Source organism: Streptomyces mauvecolor, assembly GCF_039532965.1.
GTDB lineage: Bacteria > Actinomycetota > Actinomycetes > Streptomycetales > Streptomycetaceae > Streptomyces > Streptomyces violascens.
Map to the genome: position 1 here is coordinate 59,197 of NZ_BAAASQ010000042.1, position 17,388 is coordinate 76,584.

18 protein-coding genes are annotated in these 17,388 nt (G+C 72.0%); 5 read left to right on the plus strand and 13 right to left on the minus strand.

The genetic code is table 11. From position 1 onward, the window contains the following. Nucleotides 1-1,611, plus strand: coding sequence for a DEAD/DEAH box helicase (locus ABD346_RS35085; RefSeq protein ID WP_344380364.1), 1,611 nt, complete (start codon nucleotides 1-3; stop codon nucleotides 1,609-1,611). Nucleotides 1,612-1,999: 388 nt separating this feature from the next. On the opposite strand, the gene ABD346_RS35090 is transcribed toward ABD346_RS35085, so the two are convergent. From ABD346_RS35090 to ABD346_RS35110, 5 genes are read right to left on the minus strand one after another with little or no spacing between them, the layout of a single operon-like run. Beyond that, nucleotides 2,000-2,944 (minus strand): tyrosine-protein phosphatase, encoded by a 945-nt coding sequence (locus tag ABD346_RS35090; RefSeq protein WP_344380365.1) that lies wholly within the window; start codon nucleotides 2,942-2,944, stop codon nucleotides 2,000-2,002. Between the two features lie 34 nt (nucleotides 2,945-2,978). Further along, nucleotides 2,979-4,031 carry an NAD(P)H-dependent flavin oxidoreductase gene (locus tag ABD346_RS35095; RefSeq protein WP_344380393.1) on the minus strand — a complete coding sequence of 351 codons (1,053 nt, stop codon included), beginning with the start codon at nucleotides 4,029-4,031 and terminating at the stop codon, nucleotides 2,979-2,981. A gap of 11 nt (nucleotides 4,032-4,042) precedes the next feature. After that, nucleotides 4,043-4,789: a CoA-transferase subunit beta gene (locus ABD346_RS35100; RefSeq protein ID WP_344380366.1), complete on the minus strand. Its 747-nt coding sequence runs from the start codon at nucleotides 4,787-4,789 to the stop codon at nucleotides 4,043-4,045. Next, nucleotides 4,786-5,628, minus strand: coding sequence for a CoA transferase subunit A (locus ABD346_RS35105; protein ID WP_344380367.1), 843 nt, complete (start codon nucleotides 5,626-5,628; stop codon nucleotides 4,786-4,788). The genes ABD346_RS35100 and ABD346_RS35105 overlap by 4 nt, the downstream gene beginning before the upstream one ends. Further along, entirely contained in the window at nucleotides 5,625-6,404 is a 780-nt protein-coding gene (locus tag ABD346_RS35110) for an enoyl-CoA hydratase family protein (RefSeq protein ID WP_344380368.1), read from the minus strand. Before ABD346_RS35110 ends, ABD346_RS35105 begins: the two co-directional genes overlap by 4 nt. A gap of 68 nt (nucleotides 6,405-6,472) precedes the next feature. On the opposite strand from ABD346_RS35110, the gene ABD346_RS35115 reads away from it, so the two are divergent. Both ABD346_RS35115 and ABD346_RS35120 read left to right on the plus strand, forming a co-directional pair. Beyond that, on the plus strand, nucleotides 6,473-7,249 hold the full coding sequence (locus ABD346_RS35115) for an SDR family oxidoreductase (protein ID WP_344380369.1): 777 nt from the start codon (nucleotides 6,473-6,475) through the stop codon (nucleotides 7,247-7,249). Continuing rightward, complete coding sequence (locus ABD346_RS35120) at nucleotides 7,246-8,160, plus strand: SDR family oxidoreductase (RefSeq protein WP_344380370.1); 915 nt, start codon at nucleotides 7,246-7,248, stop codon at nucleotides 8,158-8,160. Before ABD346_RS35115 ends, ABD346_RS35120 begins: the two co-directional genes overlap by 4 nt. 199 nt (nucleotides 8,161-8,359) lie before the next feature. Here the strand turns inward: ABD346_RS35120 and ABD346_RS35125 are convergent, their stop codons facing one another. Next, nucleotides 8,360-8,905 carry a GNAT family N-acetyltransferase gene (locus ABD346_RS35125; protein ID WP_344380371.1) on the minus strand — a complete coding sequence of 182 codons (546 nt, stop codon included), beginning with the start codon at nucleotides 8,903-8,905 and terminating at the stop codon, nucleotides 8,360-8,362. A 192-nt stretch (nucleotides 8,906-9,097) separates the two neighbouring features. Between ABD346_RS35125 and ABD346_RS35130 the strand changes: the two genes are divergently transcribed. Further along, on the plus strand, nucleotides 9,098-9,505 hold the full coding sequence (locus ABD346_RS35130) for a guanyl-specific ribonuclease (protein WP_344380372.1): 408 nt from the start codon (nucleotides 9,098-9,100) through the stop codon (nucleotides 9,503-9,505). 105 nt (nucleotides 9,506-9,610) lie between these two features. Here ABD346_RS35130 and ABD346_RS35135 read toward each other — a convergent pair whose 3' ends face one another. The 7 genes from ABD346_RS35135 to ABD346_RS35165 form a co-directional block, all read right to left on the minus strand. Further along, entirely contained in the window at nucleotides 9,611-10,363 is a 753-nt protein-coding gene (locus ABD346_RS35135) for a GntR family transcriptional regulator (RefSeq protein WP_344380373.1), read from the minus strand. Nucleotides 10,364-10,374: 11 nt separating this feature from the next. After that, nucleotides 10,375-11,022 carry an HAD family hydrolase gene (locus ABD346_RS35140; RefSeq protein WP_344380374.1) on the minus strand — a complete coding sequence of 216 codons (648 nt, stop codon included), beginning with the start codon at nucleotides 11,020-11,022 and terminating at the stop codon, nucleotides 10,375-10,377. Further along, nucleotides 11,019-12,068, minus strand: coding sequence for an ABC transporter ATP-binding protein (locus tag ABD346_RS35145; RefSeq protein WP_344380375.1), 1,050 nt, complete (start codon nucleotides 12,066-12,068; stop codon nucleotides 11,019-11,021). Before ABD346_RS35145 ends, ABD346_RS35140 begins: the two co-directional genes overlap by 4 nt. Continuing rightward, nucleotides 12,068-12,910: an ABC transporter permease gene (locus ABD346_RS35150; protein WP_344380376.1), complete on the minus strand. Its 843-nt coding sequence runs from the start codon at nucleotides 12,908-12,910 to the stop codon at nucleotides 12,068-12,070. Before ABD346_RS35150 ends, ABD346_RS35145 begins: the two co-directional genes overlap by 1 nt. Next, on the minus strand, nucleotides 12,898-13,794 hold the full coding sequence (locus ABD346_RS35155; protein ID WP_344380377.1) for an ABC transporter permease: 897 nt from the start codon (nucleotides 13,792-13,794) through the stop codon (nucleotides 12,898-12,900). The genes ABD346_RS35150 and ABD346_RS35155 overlap by 13 nt, the downstream gene beginning before the upstream one ends. A 7-nt stretch (nucleotides 13,795-13,801) precedes the next feature. After that, nucleotides 13,802-15,013 carry an ABC transporter substrate-binding protein gene (locus tag ABD346_RS35160; protein ID WP_381229599.1) on the minus strand — a complete coding sequence of 404 codons (1,212 nt, stop codon included), beginning with the start codon at nucleotides 15,011-15,013 and terminating at the stop codon, nucleotides 13,802-13,804. Nucleotides 15,014-15,421: 408 nt separating this feature from the next. Beyond that, nucleotides 15,422-16,315: a hypothetical protein gene (locus ABD346_RS35165; protein ID WP_344380379.1), complete on the minus strand. Its 894-nt coding sequence runs from the start codon at nucleotides 16,313-16,315 to the stop codon at nucleotides 15,422-15,424. Between the two features lie 208 nt (nucleotides 16,316-16,523). On the opposite strand from ABD346_RS35165, the gene ABD346_RS35170 reads away from it, so the two are divergent. Continuing rightward, entirely contained in the window at nucleotides 16,524-17,318 is a 795-nt protein-coding gene (locus ABD346_RS35170) for a S1 family peptidase (RefSeq protein WP_344380380.1), read from the plus strand. Nucleotides 17,319-17,388: the final 70 nt, after the last annotated feature.

Here is a 17,388-nt window from a genome sequence, read left to right on the forward strand (position 1 = left end):
ATGACCAGCAAGCGCTCCGGTGCCGGTTCCGGTGCCGGTACCGGCTCCCGTTCCGGTTCCGGTTCCAGTTCCGGTGCCCGCAGGGGTTCCGGCCGGCCCGCCGCCAGGTCCTCGAAGCCCGCCAAGGGCAGGACCATGGCGCCGCAGGGCGAATTCAAGCTGCCGGAGACCCTCACCCCCGCGCTGCCCGCCGTCGAGGCCTTCGCCGACCTGGACATGCCCGCGGCGCTCCTCAAGACGCTCGACGCCCAGGGCGTGACCGAGCCGTTCCCGATCCAGGGCGCCACCCTGCCGAACTCGCTCGCCGGCCGCGACATCCTCGGCCGCGGCCGCACCGGCTCCGGCAAGACCCTCGCCTTCGGCCTCGCCCTGCTTGCCCGCACCGCGGGCCGGCGCGCCGAGCCCAAGGCGCCGCTCGCCCTCGTCCTCGTACCGACGCGTGAGCTCGCGCAGCAGGTCACCGACGCCCTCACGCCGTACGCGACGGCCGTCAACCTGCGCCTCACCACCGTCGTCGGCGGGCTCTCCATCACCAAGCAGGCGGGATCGCTGCGCCGAGGCGCCGAGGTCATGGTCGCCACCCCGGGCCGGCTCAAGGACCTCATAGAACGCGGCGACTGTTCCCTGGAGAACGTCGCCATCACCGTCCTCGACGAGGCCGACCAGATGGCCGACATGGGCTTCATGCCCCAGGTCACCGCGCTGCTCAAGCAGGTCGAGCCGGACGGCCAGCGGATGCTGTTCTCGGCGACCCTGGATGCCAACATCGACCGCCTGGTCCGGATGTTCCTCACCGACCCGGTGGTGCACTCCGTCGACCCGTCGGCCGGCGCGGTCACCACGATGGAACACCACGTCCTGTACGTGATGGACGAGACCGACAAGAAGGCCGTCACCACGCGGATCGCGGCGCGCGACGGCCGCGTGATCATGTTCCTGGACACCAAGCGGTCCGTGGACCGGCTGGTCAAGCGGCTGCTCTCCAGCGGTGTCCGCGCGGCGGGCCTGCACGGCGGCCGCTCACAGCCGCAGCGCAACCGCACGCTGGACCAGTTCAAGAACGGCCAGGTCACCGCGCTGGTCGCGACGAACGTCGCCGCGCGAGGCATCCACGTCGACGACCTGGACCTCGTCGTCAACGTCGACCCGCCGACCGACCACAAGGACTACCTCCACCGCGGTGGGCGTACCGCTCGGGCGGGCGAGTCGGGCAGCGTCGTCACGCTCGTGCTGCCCGAGGAGAAGCGCGAGATGACCAAGCTCATGTCGTTCGCGGGGATCCGTCCCCGGACGGCGGAGATCAAGTCGAGCTCCGAGGAGCTTGTACGGGTCACGGGGGCGCGGGAGCCCTCCGGTGTGCCCGTGGTCATCGAGGTGCCGGCTCAGCCGGAGCCCAAGCGTGCGGCTTCCGGGCGCAGCCGGGGCCGCCGCGGCGGCCAGGGCTCGCGCGGCGCGGCCCAGGCGTCCGCACCCCGCGCGCAGGGTTCCGCCTCTGCCCGGCAGGGCTCCGGTTCTGCTCGGCAGGGTGCCGCGTCCCGTTCGCAGGGTGGGCGTGGGCAGGGTGCGGCTTCCCGCGGGCAGGGTGGGCGAGGGCGCCGCTCCGGCGCCTGATTTCTTCCCCACCAGGGTGCGCTGGGGCTCCGCCCCAGACCCCGTTCGCGCCTGAAGGGCGCTCGTCCTCAAACGCCGGACAGGCTGAAGACGCCCCGACGCAGGCCAGCACGGATCCTGCCAGGGGCGCGGGGCTGTGACACGTGCGGATCCCGCCGAGCGGTACCGGGTGCCCTACAGGGGCGCGGGGAACTGCGCGATCAGCCACGTACGGCCCGCGCGTGAAGGCGGGTTTGGGGGCGCGGGGAACTGCGCGAATCGAGGGGCCCGCACCCCGCAGGGGCCCCGCGCCCGGACCCCCGCGTCGCGGAGGCGGCGGGGCCCGGGGCCCAGCCCCGCGGAACCTCACCCCGCCGCCCGCGAAGGGCCCCGCACGCCTCCGCCTGAGTCAGTTCACCAGCCGGGACCGCAGCGCCGCCAGGTCGCGCAGGCTCAGGCCCAGCCCCTGCGTCAGGTACCCATACAAGTCGCCGTACTGGGACGACAGTTGGGCCAGCGCCGCGTCCAGGTAGTCGAGGCGCACCTCCTGCAGCGGGATCAGCAGGTCCGGGTTCTGCATCATGCCCGACTGCTTCAGGCCCGCCCGCAGTGCCGCGTCCGCCGCCGCCCGGAAGCCGTTGGACGCCAGGTAGTCCTGCTGGGCCGTCGCGTCCGGTACGCCCAGCGCGCGCAGGAGTACATAACTCTCCCACCCTGTACGGTCCTTGCCCGAGGTGCAGTGGAAGAGCAGGGGGCCGCGCCCGGCCGCCAGGTCCTTCAGTGTCGACCCGAACTGCGCTCTGCTCGCCGGGTCCGAGACGAAGTCCTGGTACACCGTCCGCATGAGCGCCTCCGCCTTGCCGTGGCCCAGCATCGCGTCCTGCTTCGCCGGGTCCCTGGAGCCGATCGCGGCCAGCATCTGCGCGTACAGGCCGCTGTCGGAGACCGGGCGTGCGGTCGGCGCGAGCCCGGCGGGGAGGCGGTCGGGGCCGTCGTACTGGAGCTCCAGCGGCACCCGGAAGTCGACCACCTCGCGCAGGCCGAGCCGCGAGAGCGTCGTGACGTCCGCGTCCGTCGCCTTGTTCAGGGCATCGGCCCGGTAGGCGCCCCCGTACCGCACCTGTTTCCCGTCGTACGTCCAGTAGCCGCCCAGGTCACGGACGTTGACCGCGCCCTGCAGCACGACCTGGTGGATCGGCGACGCCTCCAGCCGGTGCGCGACGCCGCCGACAGCCACGGCAGGCTCCGCCATCGGCGCGCCCACCGCCAGGATCGCGGCGACCACGGCGGTCGCCGCCCTGGCACGTGTCACCTTGCGGACGGAGCGGTCATGGTAGTGGTAGTGGTGGTTCATGGGGGGGATCAACTCCCGTGCGGGTGAAGGGGATTCACCCTGCCGCCGTCGGCAGGGTGGCGAGCACGTGCGCTGCCTCGGTCAGCACCCGGTTGATCAGTTCCTCGCAGCTCGGGAGGTCCTCGATCAGCCCGGCCACCTGGCCCGAGGCCATCACGCCGAGATCGGTGCGGCCCTCGACCATCGACGCCCTCAGCAGCATCGGAGTGTTGGCCGCCAGCAACACCTGACTCCACGTCAGGTCCTTGCCGTGCTTCATCGCCAGGCCGTCCCTGACCAGTTGGGGCCAGGTCAGGCCGGAGATCTTCCGGAAGCCGGCCGCCCGGCGCACCGCCCGCGCCAGCGCCCCGAGGCGGCCGGCTCCTTCCAGCGACGCGACGAGTTCCGTACGGAGCATGCGGTGCGGCAGTCCGTCCACGGCCGTCGTCACGGTGATGTCCTTGACCGTGGCTTCCAGGTACTTCGCCTTCACCGCGTCCGGCACCGTGGAGTCGGAGGTCAGCAGGAAGCGGGTGCCCATCGCCACGCCCGCCGCGCCGTAGGCGAGCGCGGCCACCAGGCCCCGGCCGTCGTGGAAGCCGCCCGCCGCGATCACCGGAATGCCGACCGCGTCCACAACCTGCGGCAGCAGAACCGTAGTTGCCACCTCGCCGGTGTGGCCACCGCCCTCGCCGCCCTGCACGATCACCGCGTCCGCGCCCCATGCCGCGACCTTCTCGGCATGCCGCCGCGCGCCGATCGAGGGGATCACGACGACGCCCGCGTCCTTCAGCTCGGCGATGAGCTCGCGGGAGGGGGCGAGGGCGAAGGACGCGACGCGCACCCCCTCGTCGATGATGATCCGGACCCGCTCGCGGGCATCGGAGGCATCGGCCCGCAGATTGACCCCGAACGGCTCCTCCGTACGGGACTTGACCTCGCGCACCGCCCGCCCCAACTGCTCGGTCGTCATCGTGGCGGAGGCGAGGATGCCGAGCGCGCCCGCATTCGCGGTGGCCGAGACCAGGCGGGGGCCCGCGACCCAGCCCATGCCCGTCTGCACGATCGGATGCCGGACGCCGACCAGCTTCGTCAGCGCCGTCTCCAGGCGGGGAGTCGTCACGGCTTGACCTCGCGGTAACGCAGGCCGTCCGGGTCGATGACCTCTCGGACGAGGCGGAGTTCTTCGGGGGTGGGTTCACGGGTGTACGCAGGATCGTCGAGGCCCGACAGTTCGAATGCCGTCGCTTCCCGCACCTGGTCGACCGTCACTCCCGGATGCAGCGACACCACCCGCATCGCGTGGTCCGGCGTCGCGAAGTCGAAGACGCCCAGGTCGCTCACCACGCGCGGGATCCGGTGGTAGCGCGTCGCGGACGGGCCCGCGGCCGCCGCGCTGTCGTAACCCACCCCGCTGATCATGTCGACCTTCGGCACGAAGACCCGGGTCGAGTGCTTCGGTACCCAGTAACTCACCGGATTGTTGAGGGTGTTGACCGGTGCGCCGCGTACGCCGAGGAGCTGGCGGGTGGGCTGGTTCCAGTCGCCGATGCAGGAGATGTTCTGGTTGCCGAACCGGTCGATCTGGCTCGCGCCCATCATCACGTGCCGCCGCCCGCCGGTGACCATCGCGAGGTGCCGGCGGTACGGCAGCCAGCCCTCGGGTTCGCCGTCGAGGCCGACCAGCATCGCCTCGCCGTCGGTGAGCAGCAGGTCGGGCGAGAAGGTGCGCCGGGCGAGCCGCGCGCCGACCGAGGGGATCAGGCCCATCGGGCTCGCGAGGACCTCCCCGTTGTCGCGCCAGGCCTCGGCACAGGCGATCACGCAGTACTCGGAGCGGGACACCCGCACGGTGCCGGTCGTCATTTCTGCTCCTCGTGCCAGCTCTGCACTGCCGACTGGTAGGACTTCTCGTCGGGCCCGGACAGGAAGCGCTCGGCGAACTCGGGCCAGGGTGTGGTCGCGTACAGCTTCTGGAACGGCTCGTCACGGCCGTAGTCGGGCACGCAGGACGTGAAGTGCGCGCCGTTCGGGCTCTCCACGACGCCGGTCACCGCATACCGCTTGACCAGCAAGGACTGCGGCACGGCGGCTCCGAAGCCGTCCACGATGCGCTCGCAGGAGACGTACGCGCTGTCGGCTGCCTCGCAGAACAGGTCGTCGAAGTACGGGTCCGGGCCCAGGTACTGGCCGTTGCCGAGCCGGTCCGCACGGCCCAGGTGGACGAGCGCCGCGTCCATGCGCAGCGCCGGCATCGCGACGAACGTCTCGCCGTCCTCGTACGGTGAAGTGACGGTACGCAGCGCCGGGTTGACGCGCATGACGTCGGAGCCGATGCCCGCGCGGACCGGAAGGAACGGCAGCCGGTTGGCGGCCGCGTGCAGCCCCCACATGAACATCGCCTCGTCGATCTCCATCAGCTCGAACGCGCCCGCCTGGCGAGCGGCGCGGAACTGCGGCTCCAGCGGGATCGAGTCGAGCGTCGCGAACGGCGCGACCAGTTTGCGGATCCTCCCGGCGGCGGCGAGCAGGCCGACGTCCGGGCCGCCGTACGAGATCACCGTGAGGTCGGTGACGGGGGAGCGGAGCAGGGCGCGCACCAGCGCCATCGGTTTGCGGCGCGAGCCCCAGCCGCCGATGCCGATGGTCATGCCGCTGCGCAGCCGCGCGACGACGTCCTCGGGGGTCATGGTCTTGTCCGTCACTGCGGGGCCTCCTCGGTGGCCGGTGCGCCGGAGGTGTCAGGTGCTCCGAACGTGTCGCGGACGCGGTCGGCGACGCCGCTGAGGTTGGCCTCGAAGGTGAAGCCCTGCTCGAAGCGGTAGCTGCGGCGTACGTCGACGGGGTCGATGCCGTTGATGGCGGCCTTGGCGAGCCGGATCAGAGTGCCGTCCTTGCTGGCGATCTCGCGTGCCAACTCCAGTGCTGCGGCTGGGAGTTCATCGCGGGGGACGACTTTCCACACCGAGCCGTGGGCGTGCAGCTCCTGGGCCGTCGCGGTGCGCGAGGTGTAGTACAGCGCGCGCATGAGGTGCTGGGGGACCAGGCGGGCGAGATGGGTGGCGGCGCCGAGCGCGCCCCGGTCCAGTTCGGGCAGGCCGAAGACGGCGTCGTCGCTCGCCACGATCGCGTCCGCGTTGCCGGCCAGGCCGATGCCGCCGCCGAGGCAGAACCCGCCGACCGCCGCGACGACCGGCACCTCGCACTCGTACACCGCGGCGAACGCCTCGTAGCAGCCCCGGTTCGCGCCGATGAGGGCGCTGTGGCCGGGGTCGCGCTGCATCTCCTTGATGTCGACCCCGGCGTTGAAGCCTCGGCCCTCGGCGGCGAGTACCACGCAGCGGTTCTCGGGGTCGCGGCCGGCCGCGCGGACCGCGTCGGCGAGCTCGTACCAGCCCTTGACGGGAAGGGCGTTGACGGGTGGGAAGTCGACCGTGACGAGGCAAATCCCCTTCTCGGGGCTGGAGGTGGAGACACCCATGGGCGGATCAGCTACCTTTCCACCAAACATTTGTTAGGTCAGGTGTTGAGTCAGGAAGGTAGCAGCGGATGGAGCTGGCCGGGAAGGCAGTCGTCGTCACCGGTGGCACCCGGGGCGTGGGCGCGGGCATCGCGAAGGCGTTCCTCGGGGCGGGCGCGGACGTGATCGTGTGCGCCCGCAGACCGCCCGACGATCCCGTCGAACTCGACGGCCGCAAGGCCGAGTTCCGCCCGCTCGACCTGCGCGACCCCGATGCCGTACGAGCCTTCTTCGCCAAGGTCGCCGTCGACTACGGGCGCCTCGACGCGCTGGTCAACAACGCGGGCGGCACCCCGTACCGGCTGCTCGACGAGGGTGAGGCCGAGCGCCACGCGCGCGTGATCGACCTGAATCTGACGGCCCCGCTCTCCGCCTCGCTGGCCGCCCGGCCGTATCTGCGGGCGGCTCGCGGCTCGGTCGTGATGATCGGCAGCGTGAGCGGGGGGCGGCCCTCGCCCGGGTCGGCCGCGTACGGCGCCGCGAAGGCGGGCCTGGAGAGCCTGGCCCGCTCGATGGCGGTGGAGTGGGCGCCCGAGGTCCGGGTGAACACCCTGGTCCTCGGAATGGTCCGCACGGAACTGAGCGAGCTGCACTACGGCGACGCGGAGGGCATCGCGCGCGTTGGCGAAACCGTGCCGCTCGGCCGGCTCGCCGAGCCGGAGGAGGTGGGGGAGGCCGCGGTCTTCCTGGCTTCGGCGAAGGCGTCGTACATCAGCGGCGCGTCGCTCCTTGTCCACGGCGGCGGAGAGCGCCCGGCGTTCCTGTCGGCCGCAAACGTCAACAAGCCCGAAGGGAACGGAAGATGAGCGGTCTGTGCGAGGGGCGCGTCGTGATCGTGACCGGCGCGGGACGGGGTCTTGGCCGCGCCCATGCGCTGGCGTTCGCCGAGCAGGGGGCGCGGGTCGTGGTCAACGACCTGGGGGTCGGGGTCGACGGGGAGGGCGGATCGGCCGGCCCCGCGCAGTCCGTGGCGGACGAGATCCAGGCGGCGGGCGGCGAGGCGGTGGCGCACGGCGGGGACATCGCGACGACCCAGGGCGCGGCCTCGCTGATCGCGACGGCGCTCGACGCGTTCGGGGCGCTGCACACCCTGGTCAACAACGCGGGGTTCCTGCGCGACCGGATGCTGGTCAACCTGGACGAGGACGACTGGGAGGCGGTCATGCGGGTCCACCTCAAGGGCCACTTCCTGCCGCTGAAGCACGCCGCCGCGTACTGGCGCGCCGAGGCGAAGGCGGGCCGGGAGGTCGCGGCGAGGGTGGTCAACACCAGCTCCGGAGCGGGCCTTCTGGGCTCGGTCGGGCAGGGCAACTACAGCGCCGCGAAGGCCGGGATCGTGGGCCTCACCCTGGTCGCGGCGGCCGAGATGGGCCGGTACGGAGTCCAGGTCAACGCGATCGCCCCGGCGGCCCGCACCCGGATGACCGAGGGGACGTTCGCGGAGGCGATGGCGGCGCCGGGCGCGGTCGGCGCGTTCGACGCGATGGCCCCGGAGAACGTCTCACCCCTCGTGGTGTGGCTGGGCTCGGCGGCGAGCGAGGGCGTCACGGGCCGGGTCTTCGAGGCGGAGGCGGGCCGCATCACCGTGATGGAGGGCTGGCGCCCGGGCCCGACCAGCGACAAGGGCGCGCGCTGGACCCCGCGGGAGGCGGGCGAGGCGACGCTGAAACTCCTTGCGGAGGCGGAGACTCCGGGGGTGGTGTACGGGTCGAGGTAGGTGCGGGGGGCTCGGGTTGCGTATGGCTGGCGGGGTTACGGGCTTGGGGGGCGCCTTCACGCGTGGACGGCGGCGGAACTGTTCGGCTTCAGGCTCGGACGGGCGCGGAACGGCTCGCCTTCACGCCTGAACGGGCGCGGAACTGCTCGGCGACCGATCACCATGCCGCGATCCCCATGGCACAAGGATCGTAAAGCGGTCAGGCCTGAAGGGCGTCTGCCGGGACCTCGAAGATGATCGTGAGTCCGTCGCGCTCGTTGCCCTGCTCGCCGACGCGCGTGAAGCCGAAGCCCTCGATGCAGGCCAGGGAGGCGGTGTTGTCGGATCCGATCCTGGCGCGCACGGTCCTGACGCCGGGTTCGGCCGCGGCCCTCACGAGCAGCGCCCTGAGCATGGCGCGGCCGTAGCCCTGGCGGCGGTACCCGGGCACGACGCAATAGCCGACCTCGACCACGCCGGCCTCGTCCGGCGGCCCGTGGAACCCGGCGTCGCCAACGACGACCCCGTCCGGCTCGGACACCGCGGCGCGCGTGATCCAGGGCGCCGCAGAGGGGTCCTTGGCGAGCTGGTCGGCGCGGTAGCCGAAGATCCAGCGGGCCCGCTCACCGACGAAGTGTTCGTCAAGGGCGACCCCGGCCTCGGCGCTGCCGCCGGCGAGGTCACCGTCGGCAAGCGCCCGCAGTGCCTTTGCGCTGAGCTCGACGAAGCGGACGCGTCTGGGGGCGGGGAGAGGTTCGTTGTTCATCGCGGTGATGCTCACCCAGAGCAGGAGAGCTGTCCACCGGTTTACGGCCCCGGCGCGCGGACATGGTGTCCCCGCGTTCGTTAACGTCCCGTGACGCGTTCCTTACGCACATGACCTCCTCGGTTAACAGGTAGAAAAATCAACGGAGTTGACGTTGACGGCCTCCGCTCTACGCGCGTCATCATGGTGCACATGACAATCCCCCCACGTTTCGCAGCCCTCGGCGGCGCCTTCGCGGTGGCCGCCGCCCTCCTCGCGGGTCCGGTCGCAGGCACCGCCTCGGCCGCCGCCCCCTCTTCCGTGTCCGTGAAGTCGGTCGGCAACGTCTGTTACTCGGCGCTTCCGTCCCAGGCCCACGACACGATCGGCCTCATCGACCAGGGCGGCCCGTTCCCGTACCCCAGGGACGGCATCGTCTTCGACAACCGCGAGCACGTACTGCCGAGCCAGAGCAGCGGCTACTACCACGAGTACACGGTGATCACCCCGGGCGCACCGACGCGCGGCACCCGCCGGATCATCACGGGCGAGAAGACCCACGAGGACTACTACACCGCCGACCACTACGTCACGTTCCGGCTGGTCGACTTCGGCTGCTGAGCCGGCAGTCGGTCCACCTGTGACGAGGCCCGCCCCGCCCCTCCGGGGGCGGGGCGGGCCTTCGTGATGTGTGGGGTGATCCTGGGGGCCCGGACGAGCCCCGCCTCACTCCTCCCCCAACTGTCTCCCCAACGCACTCGACGCCACCGAGTTGTGCACCGTGAACGCCACCGTCCCCGGCAGATAGCGGTCCTCCGACCACTCCACCGGCGTGCCCGCCGGGTCCGTCGAGCGGCGGCGTTCGCGCAGGAGGGCATGGCCTGCCCCGCAGCCGAGCAGCTTCGCGTCGTCCGCGTCCGCCGACGCCACGTCGATCGTGTGGTGCGCGTCCGTGAACAGGACGCCGTGCAGTTCCAGTTGACGGGAGTGGGACACCTCGTCCACGTCCATCGCGGCCACCAGCCGTCCGATCCGCTCCGGGTACGTCGAGCGCTCCACCATCACCGGCACGCCCGACAGCGTGCGTACGCGCATCACCTTGAACACCCCTGCACCAGGCGGCAGTTGAAGGTGGTTCGCCTCTTCCTCCGTTGCCTCCGCCGGGTCCACCGCCACCGTCCGGCCGCCCGGCTCCTCGCCCAGCGAGCGGGCCCAGCGGGCGAACGAGCGCAGCTCCCCGAAGCTCTGCAGGCGGGGCGCGCCGCCGAGGACCACCCGGCGGGCGCCGCGGCGGGAGGTCACCAGGCCGTCGGCACGCAACGACGCGAGGGCCTGGCGGACCGTGCCCCTCGACACGCCGTACCGGCGGGCCAGTTCGTCCTCGGCGGGCAGCCGCGCGCCCGAACCGTACTCGCCCGCCGCGATGGCGGTCCGCAGATCACCGGCCACTTTCCGGTAGAGCGGCGACTTGCTGGACACCCCGGACCCCCTCAACTGGCAATCATTGAGCGGAGCAAGGTGAGGTCCGCCTCCTCCAGACTAGTCAGCACCGTTCTGCCCGCGGCGGGCGCTATGGGTTCCACCGACGGCACCGCGAGCACCGCGCACCCCGCCGCCTCCGCCGACGCCACGCCCGTCGCCGTGTCCTCGACCGCCACACACCGCGCGGGGTCCGCGCCGAGCGCCGCGGCCGCCGCCAGGTACGGGTCCGGCGCGGGCTTGGTGCGCTCGGTGTCCTGAGCCCCGTACACCGCGTCGAAACGGTGACCGTCCAGGGAGGTCGCGACCCTGCGCACTATCGCGCTCGGTGATGCCGATACCAGTGCGGTCAGCACCCCCGACTCCCGCAAGGTGCGCAGGAGTCGGAGGGCTCCCGGGCGGGGTTCGGCGCCGTCCGCCAGGCGCGCTGTGAAGTCCGCGCCCAGTTCCGCCGCCAGCTCCTCGCGCCGGGCGCCCAACGACACGTACAGCAGCTCCGCCGTGTCCTCCACCGAGCGGCCGTACACCGAGCGGCGCTCCTCGCCGACCAGGGCGTGCCCGTAGCGGGCCGCTGCCTTCTCGACGACCTCCACCCAGGCCTCCTCCGTGTCGACGAGGGTGCCGTCCATGTCGAACAGGACCGCCCGCAGCCCGCTCACGCCGCCTCACCGGCCGCGAGGACGGGACGCTGCCGCGGCCGCACGGTGACGCTCGCGCCCGCGCCGAACGAACCGGCGGCGTGCGAGGGCAGGTCGGCCTTGACCTCGGTGCCGTCCGCCAGCCGCACGGTCAGGCGGGTGCTCGCGCCGTGGAAGGAGGAGGACGTCACGGTGTCGGGGCCTCCTTCCGTCACCTCCAGGGCCTCCGGGCGCAGCAGAAACACCGAGCCCGCCGCCGGGCCGTCCACCGGCAGCCGTACGCCGAGCACCTCGGCGTGGCCGTCGGGGGCCGGCTTGCCCGGGACCCGGTTCATCGTGCCGACGAACGACGCCACGAACGCGGTCGCCGGACGGTCGTACAACTCGGCCGGGGCCGCGCACTGTTCGAGCCGTCCGCCCTTCATCACCGCGACCTTGTCGGCCATCGAGAGGGCCTCCTCCTGGTCGTGGGTGACGAACACGGTCGTGATGCCGAGCTCCAGCTGGAGGCGCCGGATCTCCTCGCGCAGCTGGACGCGGACCTTGGCGTCCAGGGCGGAGAGCGGCTCGTCCAGGAGCAGCAGCCGCGGCTGGAGGGCGAGCGCGCGGGCGAGTGCCACGCGCTGCTGCTGGCCGCCCGACAGCTGGTGCGGGAAGCGGTCGCCGTGCTCGGGCAGGCCCACCAGTTCCATCAACTCCGCGGCGCGGGCCCGGCGTTGGGGAGCGGGGACCTTGCGCATCTTCATTCCGAAGGCCACGTTGTCGGCCGCGCTCAGATGCGGGAAGAGGCTGTACGACTGGAAGACCATCCCGGTGTCGCGCCGGTTGGCCGGCACCGGCACGATGTCCTCGCCGTCCAGCAGCACCTCGCCGGCGTCGGGCCGCTCGAACCCCGCGAGGACCCGCAGTGCGGTGGTCTTGCCGCAGCCCGACGGGCCCAGCAGCGCCAGGAGTTCACCCGGCGCGACATCGAGGTCGAGCCCGTCGAGGGCCACGGCGGACCCGAAGGTGCGGCGCAGGCCCCGGATGGTGAGGGCGGTGCCGGTGCGCGGCGGTGCGGTGGTCATCAGGCGGTTTCCTTCTTACGAGACGTGCGGGTGCCACGGGTGCGGGCGAGGCCGGTCACGACAAGCAGCAGCCCCCAGGTGAGCAGCAGGCTGAGCAGCGAAACGGCCACCGACAGCTGGGCGTTGTCGCCGGAGGCCTGCACGATCCACACCGCGAACGGCTGGAACCCGAGCAGCGAGGCCACGGTGAACTCGCCGAGCACCAGGGCCAGCGCCAGGAACGAGGCATTGAGGAGCGCGGTGCGCAGATTGGGCAGCACGACCGCGAACAGCGCCCGCGGCCAGGAAGCGCCCAGATCGCGGGCGGCCTCCACCAGGGTGCGCACATCGACGGCCCGAAGGCCCGCGTCCAGCGAGCGGTACACGAACGGCAGCGCCATCACGACGTACGCGAAGACCAGGACCAGCGGGAACGACGGGTTCTGGATCGCGACGAACGTCTGGTACAGCGGGGTCGTGGCGAGATGGTCGGGACCCCACTTGAGGACCGTGCCCAGGCCCGCGACCAGCGCGACCGGCGGCACCACGAGCGGCAGCGTGCACACCACTTCGAGCACCGCCCGCAGCCGCCCCGAGCCGGAGAGCCGCACCGCGAGCGCGGCCGGCAGCGTCAGGAGCAGGGCGAGCGCGACCGTGCACAGGGCGAGCCCGACCGACCTGAGCAGCGCCGCGGTGAACCCGTCGGCACTGAAGATCTGCGTGTACGAGTCCAGGGTGAAGCCCTGCCCGGGCACGTCCACCGTGAACACGAGGGAGGCGAGCAGCGGCACCAGGAAGTAGGCGCCCGCGATCAGCAGGACCGCGCCGCGCCACGGGCGCAGGGGGTGGGTCAGGCGAGCCATCGGGCGCTCCTTCGCTGAAGGGGCAGGTGCACGGCCATGACGAGCAGGGCGACGATCACCATGTCGAGGCTGAGCGCGAGCGCCACGTTCTCCTGGCCGACCAGCACGTTGCCGGACAGGGCGTCCGCGATCTGCATCGTGACCAGCGGCACCGAACTGCCCACCATCGAGGCGGCCGTGGCGTACGCGGCGAACGCGCTGCCGAACAGCAGGACGAAGCCGCCGAGCAGGGTGGGAAGCAGCACCGGGACGCCGACATGGCGCCAGTACTGCCAGGCGTTCGCGCCGCTGCTCCGGGCCGCCTCGCGCCACTGCGGGCGCAGCCCGTCCAGGGCCGGTGCCACGGTGAGCACCATCAGCGGAATGAGGAAGTACAGGTAGGTCAGAGCCAGGCCCCAGAAGCTGTAGAGGCTCCAGCCGTGCTCGGCCAGGCCCAGCTCGGTGGTGAGGACGCCCGCGTTGCCGAGGGTGGCGACGAAGGCGAAGGCCAGGGGCACACCGCCGAAGTTGGCGAGCACGCCCGAGGCGGTGAGCACGGCCTCGCGCAGCGCCTTGCCGCGCGAGGTGACGACGGCCTGCGCGAGCAGCAGGCCGAGCACGGCGGCGATGGCCGCGGTGGTTGCCGCGAGCTTCACGCTGCCGAGCAGGGCCGTCCAGTACGCGCCGTGCACGGACTGGCTCATGTTGCCGAGCCCGTACGAGCCATTGACGGACAGCGCGCCGTTCAGCATGGCGAGGGCCGGGACGCCGAAGGCGAGCGCGACGAACGCGAGCAGCGGAACCGCGGCGAGCCAGGCGCCGGGACGCCTGCGGCCCCGGCGCTCAGTCGGCCGATCAACTGCCGTGACGGCGGCCGGAGTTGAGGTGGCAGTGGTGAGGGTCATGGAGTGATCAGCCCGAGATCGCCTTGGCCCAGCCGCCCGCGAGGACCGTCTTCGCCCGGGTGTTCTGCGCCTCGGTGGGGAAGGTGGGCGTGCCGGAGACCTGCGGGAGCTTGGCGGCGGCGGCCTTGTCGAGCGTGCCGTCCTTGTCCATGGCGGGCATGAGCACCGGTCGGGCGTACCCCTTCAGCCACAGGTTCTGGCCCTCGGTGGAGTACAGGTACTCCTGCCACAGGCGGGCGGCGGCCGGGTGCGGGGCGTCCTTGTTGACGGCCTGCGAGTAGTACTGGGCATAGACGCCGTCGGTGGGGACCGCGGTCTTCCAGTCGAGGCCCTTGCCCTTGAACTGGTCGGCGTAGCCGGCGTTCAGGTAGTCCCAGTCGATGGAGATGGGCGTCTCGCCCTTCTCGACGGTGGCCGGGGTCGACTCCACCGGGTTGTAGTTGCCGGCCTTCTTCAGCTTGGCGAAGAAGTCCAGGCCGGGCTGGATGTTGTCGAGCGAGCCGCCGTTGGCGAGGGAGGCCGCGTACACCCCGGCGAAGGCCGAACCCGACTTGGTGGGGTTGCCGTTGAGGGCGACCTGGCCCTTGTACTCGGGCTTGAGCAGATCGGCGAACGTCTGCGGGCACACCTTGACGCGCCCCGCGTCGCAGCCGATCGAGACGTAGCCGCCGTAGTCGTTGAACCAGCGGCCCTGCGCGTCCTTCTGCGCCGCGGGGATCTTGTCGAAGCCCTCGACCTTGTACGGGGCGGTCAGGCCCTGGTCGCCCGCGGACTGCGCGAAGGAGGCGCCGAGGTCGAGGACGTCGGGGGCGCGGTCCTGGCCCTTGCGGGTCTTGACGGCGTTGATCTCGTCCGCGCTGGTGCCGTCCGGGTTCTCGACCGACACCTTGATGCCGTACTTCTTGGTGAAGCCGTCGATGAGCGCGCCGTAGTTCGCCCAGTCGCGCGGGATGGCGATCGCGTTGAGCGTGCCCTCCTTCTTCGCGGCGGCGATCAGCGCGTCCATGCCGCCCGCGTCCTTCGCGGAGGTGGCGGCCGCGGGGCTCTTGCCGCCCTTGCCGCCGTCGGCCGCGCTGGTCGAGGCGTCGGACTTGGCGCCGCAGGCGGCGAGGGCGAACGCGGAGGCGGCCAGGGTCACGGCGAGGCCTGCGGTGCGTATGCGGGGGGCGATCACGGTAGCTCCAAGTTGTACGGACAACTGTTGTACAGACAACTCCATTACGAGGGTGGTGGGTGTCCCGGTGGTGAACGCGGGGCGACGTGCGCGATGCGTTTGCCGGTCGGATCCGGTCACCGCGTTTCGGCCACGCCCTGGCACCCCCTGGGGCTCCGCCCCAGACCCCGGGGCGCCCCACCCCGCCCCTTCCCGAAACCCGCCGGGGGCTGGAAAGGGGCTGAGCTGGACTCCTGGGGCTCTGCCCCAGACCCCGTTCGCGCCTGAAGGGCGCTCGTCCTCAACCGCCGGACAGGCTGAAGATGCCGGTGCCGGCCAGCAATGACGCCGCCAGGGGCGCGGGGAACTGCGCGACCAGCCCACGGCGAGCCGCGGCCGAAGCGAAAAGGGGCGCGGGGAACTGCGCAAACCTCGGGCGGGCCCGCATGCGAAGTCGCCCACCCCCGCGGAGCGCTACGTGTCGCAGTCCAGTACCGCCCCGCACAACCCGCACCGCGCCCGCACCCGCCCCCGCACCCCCACCCGGATCCGCTGGCAGCACCTCGGGCAGGCGAAGCGCACCCTCAGCCCGTCCGGGCCGGGTTCGAAGGTGTAGGGGGAGCCCGGCTCTGCCCAGGTGCCCCCGTGCTCGGCGGCGTACCGGCGGTCCTTCGCGTAGCGGCGCCGCCCCGTCCAGCCCGCCGCGACGAGCGGAGGCTGCTGCCCGTCCCGGCGGGCCTGCGCCGCGCCCGCCGTGTAGGCGGGGTACGCCTGCGGGCTGGTGAACCAGGGCGAGGGGTCCTCGCCGAACAGCGACGCCCGCTTGGCCAGGACGTAACCGAACTCCTCCGGCGTCAGATAGCCCAGCTTCTGGCTGGACACCCCGTCCTCGCGGAACGCGTCGAGGAGCAGCCACCCCGCACCCAGGTAGGTCGTCGCCGTGTCCGTGAGGATCTCGTTGTCGCGGGTGCCGGGGAACGTCAGGTCCAGGCGGTGGAGCAGCACGTGGGTGATCTCGTGCGCGAGCGCCGCCCCGATGTCCCGGCGGTGGCTGCGGAACCGGTCGTTCAGCTCGATGAAGTACTCGGGCCCCGCCGCCAGTTCGACGCTCGCCGCGTGCTGCATCTCGCGGAAGCCCACGATCATCCGGGCATCGGGCAGGTGCAGGTGCTGGACCAGCGCGCGGGCCACCCGCTGGGCCCCCAGATGCAGGTCGTCGTGGTCGGCGAAGGCGACGTCGGCGGGCAGCACGCTCGTCGCGTACCCCCGCAGCCCCTCCGGGGACAGTCGCTTGTGCAGCGCCGTGATGGCCGCGCGCACCGTGGCGAGGTGCGGATACCCGTGCACGACCGGGCTCGACGTGCCCACCCTGCCACCCCCGTTCCGAACCGCGGACCGGATTCCACTGTACGGGCGCCGCGCGGCGGCGGTCCCGTCCGCACGCTGGCCGGAAAGTGGGCCTTGTGGGGGGAGGGGGGACCGGCTCCATAATCCCCGCAACGTATTGACGCGCCCATGACAGAATGGTCGGCCCGTCCGTGCGTGTGACAGCCAACCCCCCACGAGAGGCAGTCAGTTGAAGAGAATCATGCGAGCCCTGCGCAGATGTCTGGCCGTCACGGCCGTCCTCGCCGCCGCGTTCAGCCTGCCCGCCACCGACGCCTTCGCCTCGCCCACCGCGCCCGCCTCGCCCACGCCCGTCGTCGGCGGGAAGCGGGCCGCCCAGGGCGAGTTCCCGTTCATGGTGCGGCTCTCCATGGGCTGCGGCGGCGCCCTCTACACCCAGCAGATCGTGCTCACCGCCGCCCACTGCGTCGACGGCAGCGGCGCCAACACCTCCATCACCGCCACCGGCGGCGTCGTCGACCTGCAGAGTTCAAGCGCGATCAAGGTGAAGTCCACCAAGGTCCTGCAAGCCCCCGGCTACAACGGCAAGGGCAAGGACTGGGCGCTGATCAAGCTGGCCAAGCCCATCAACCAGCCCACCCTCAAGATCGCCACCACCACCGCGTACAACAGCGGCACCTTCACCATCGCCGGCTGGGGCGCGACCCGCGAAGGCGGCGGTCAGCAGCGCTACCTCAACAAGGCGACCGTCCCCTTCGTCAACGACGCCGACTGCAAGAAGGCATACGGCGACGACCTCGTACCCGGTGACGAGATCTGCGCCGGCTACCTCGACCAGGGCGGCGTCGACACCTGCCAGGGCGACTCCGGCGGCCCCATGTTCCGCATGGACGACGCGGGCGCCTGGATCCAGGTCGGCATAGTCAGCTGGGGCAACGGCTGTGCCGAGCCCGGCTACCCCGGTGTGTACTCCGAGGTCTCGACCTTCGCCGCCGCGATCGCACAGGCCGCCTCGAACCTGTAGCGCCGCGGCGCCCGTGACCCCGGCCCGGCCGGGCGCCCCGAATTTGCGGGCGTCCGGCCGAACCTGGTCA

Bases quoted from the DNA above. Each gene is read 5' to 3' on its own strand.
- ABD346_RS35085 (WP_344380364.1), top strand. From the start codon at position 1: ATGACCAGCAAGCGCTCCGGTGCCGGTTCCGGTGCCGGTACCGGCTCC.
- ABD346_RS35155 (WP_344380377.1), bottom strand. From the start codon at position 13,794: ATGACCCTCACCACTGCCACCTCAACTCCGGCCGCCGTCACGGCAGTT.
- ABD346_RS35130 (WP_344380372.1), top strand. From the start codon at position 9,098: ATGACAATCCCCCCACGTTTCGCAGCCCTCGGCGGCGCCTTCGCGGTG.
- ABD346_RS35090 (WP_344380365.1), bottom strand. From the start codon at position 2,944: ATGAACCACCACTACCACTACCATGACCGCTCCGTCCGCAAGGTGACA.
- ABD346_RS35110 (WP_344380368.1), bottom strand. From the start codon at position 6,404: ATGGGTGTCTCCACCTCCAGCCCCGAGAAGGGGATTTGCCTCGTCACG.
- ABD346_RS35160 (WP_381229599.1), bottom strand. From the start codon at position 15,013: ATGGAGTTGTCTGTACAACAGTTGTCCGTACAACTTGGAGCTACCGTG.
- ABD346_RS35120 (WP_344380370.1), top strand. From the start codon at position 7,246: ATGAGCGGTCTGTGCGAGGGGCGCGTCGTGATCGTGACCGGCGCGGGA.
- ABD346_RS35115 (WP_344380369.1), top strand. From the start codon at position 6,473: ATGGAGCTGGCCGGGAAGGCAGTCGTCGTCACCGGTGGCACCCGGGGC.
- ABD346_RS35125 (WP_344380371.1), bottom strand. From the start codon at position 8,905: ATGAACAACGAACCTCTCCCCGCCCCCAGACGCGTCCGCTTCGTCGAG.
- ABD346_RS35150 (WP_344380376.1), bottom strand. From the start codon at position 12,910: ATGGCTCGCCTGACCCACCCCCTGCGCCCGTGGCGCGGCGCGGTCCTG.
- ABD346_RS35100 (WP_344380366.1), bottom strand. From the start codon at position 4,789: ATGACGACCGGCACCGTGCGGGTGTCCCGCTCCGAGTACTGCGTGATC.
- ABD346_RS35145 (WP_344380375.1), bottom strand. From the start codon at position 12,068: ATGACCACCGCACCGCCGCGCACCGGCACCGCCCTCACCATCCGGGGC.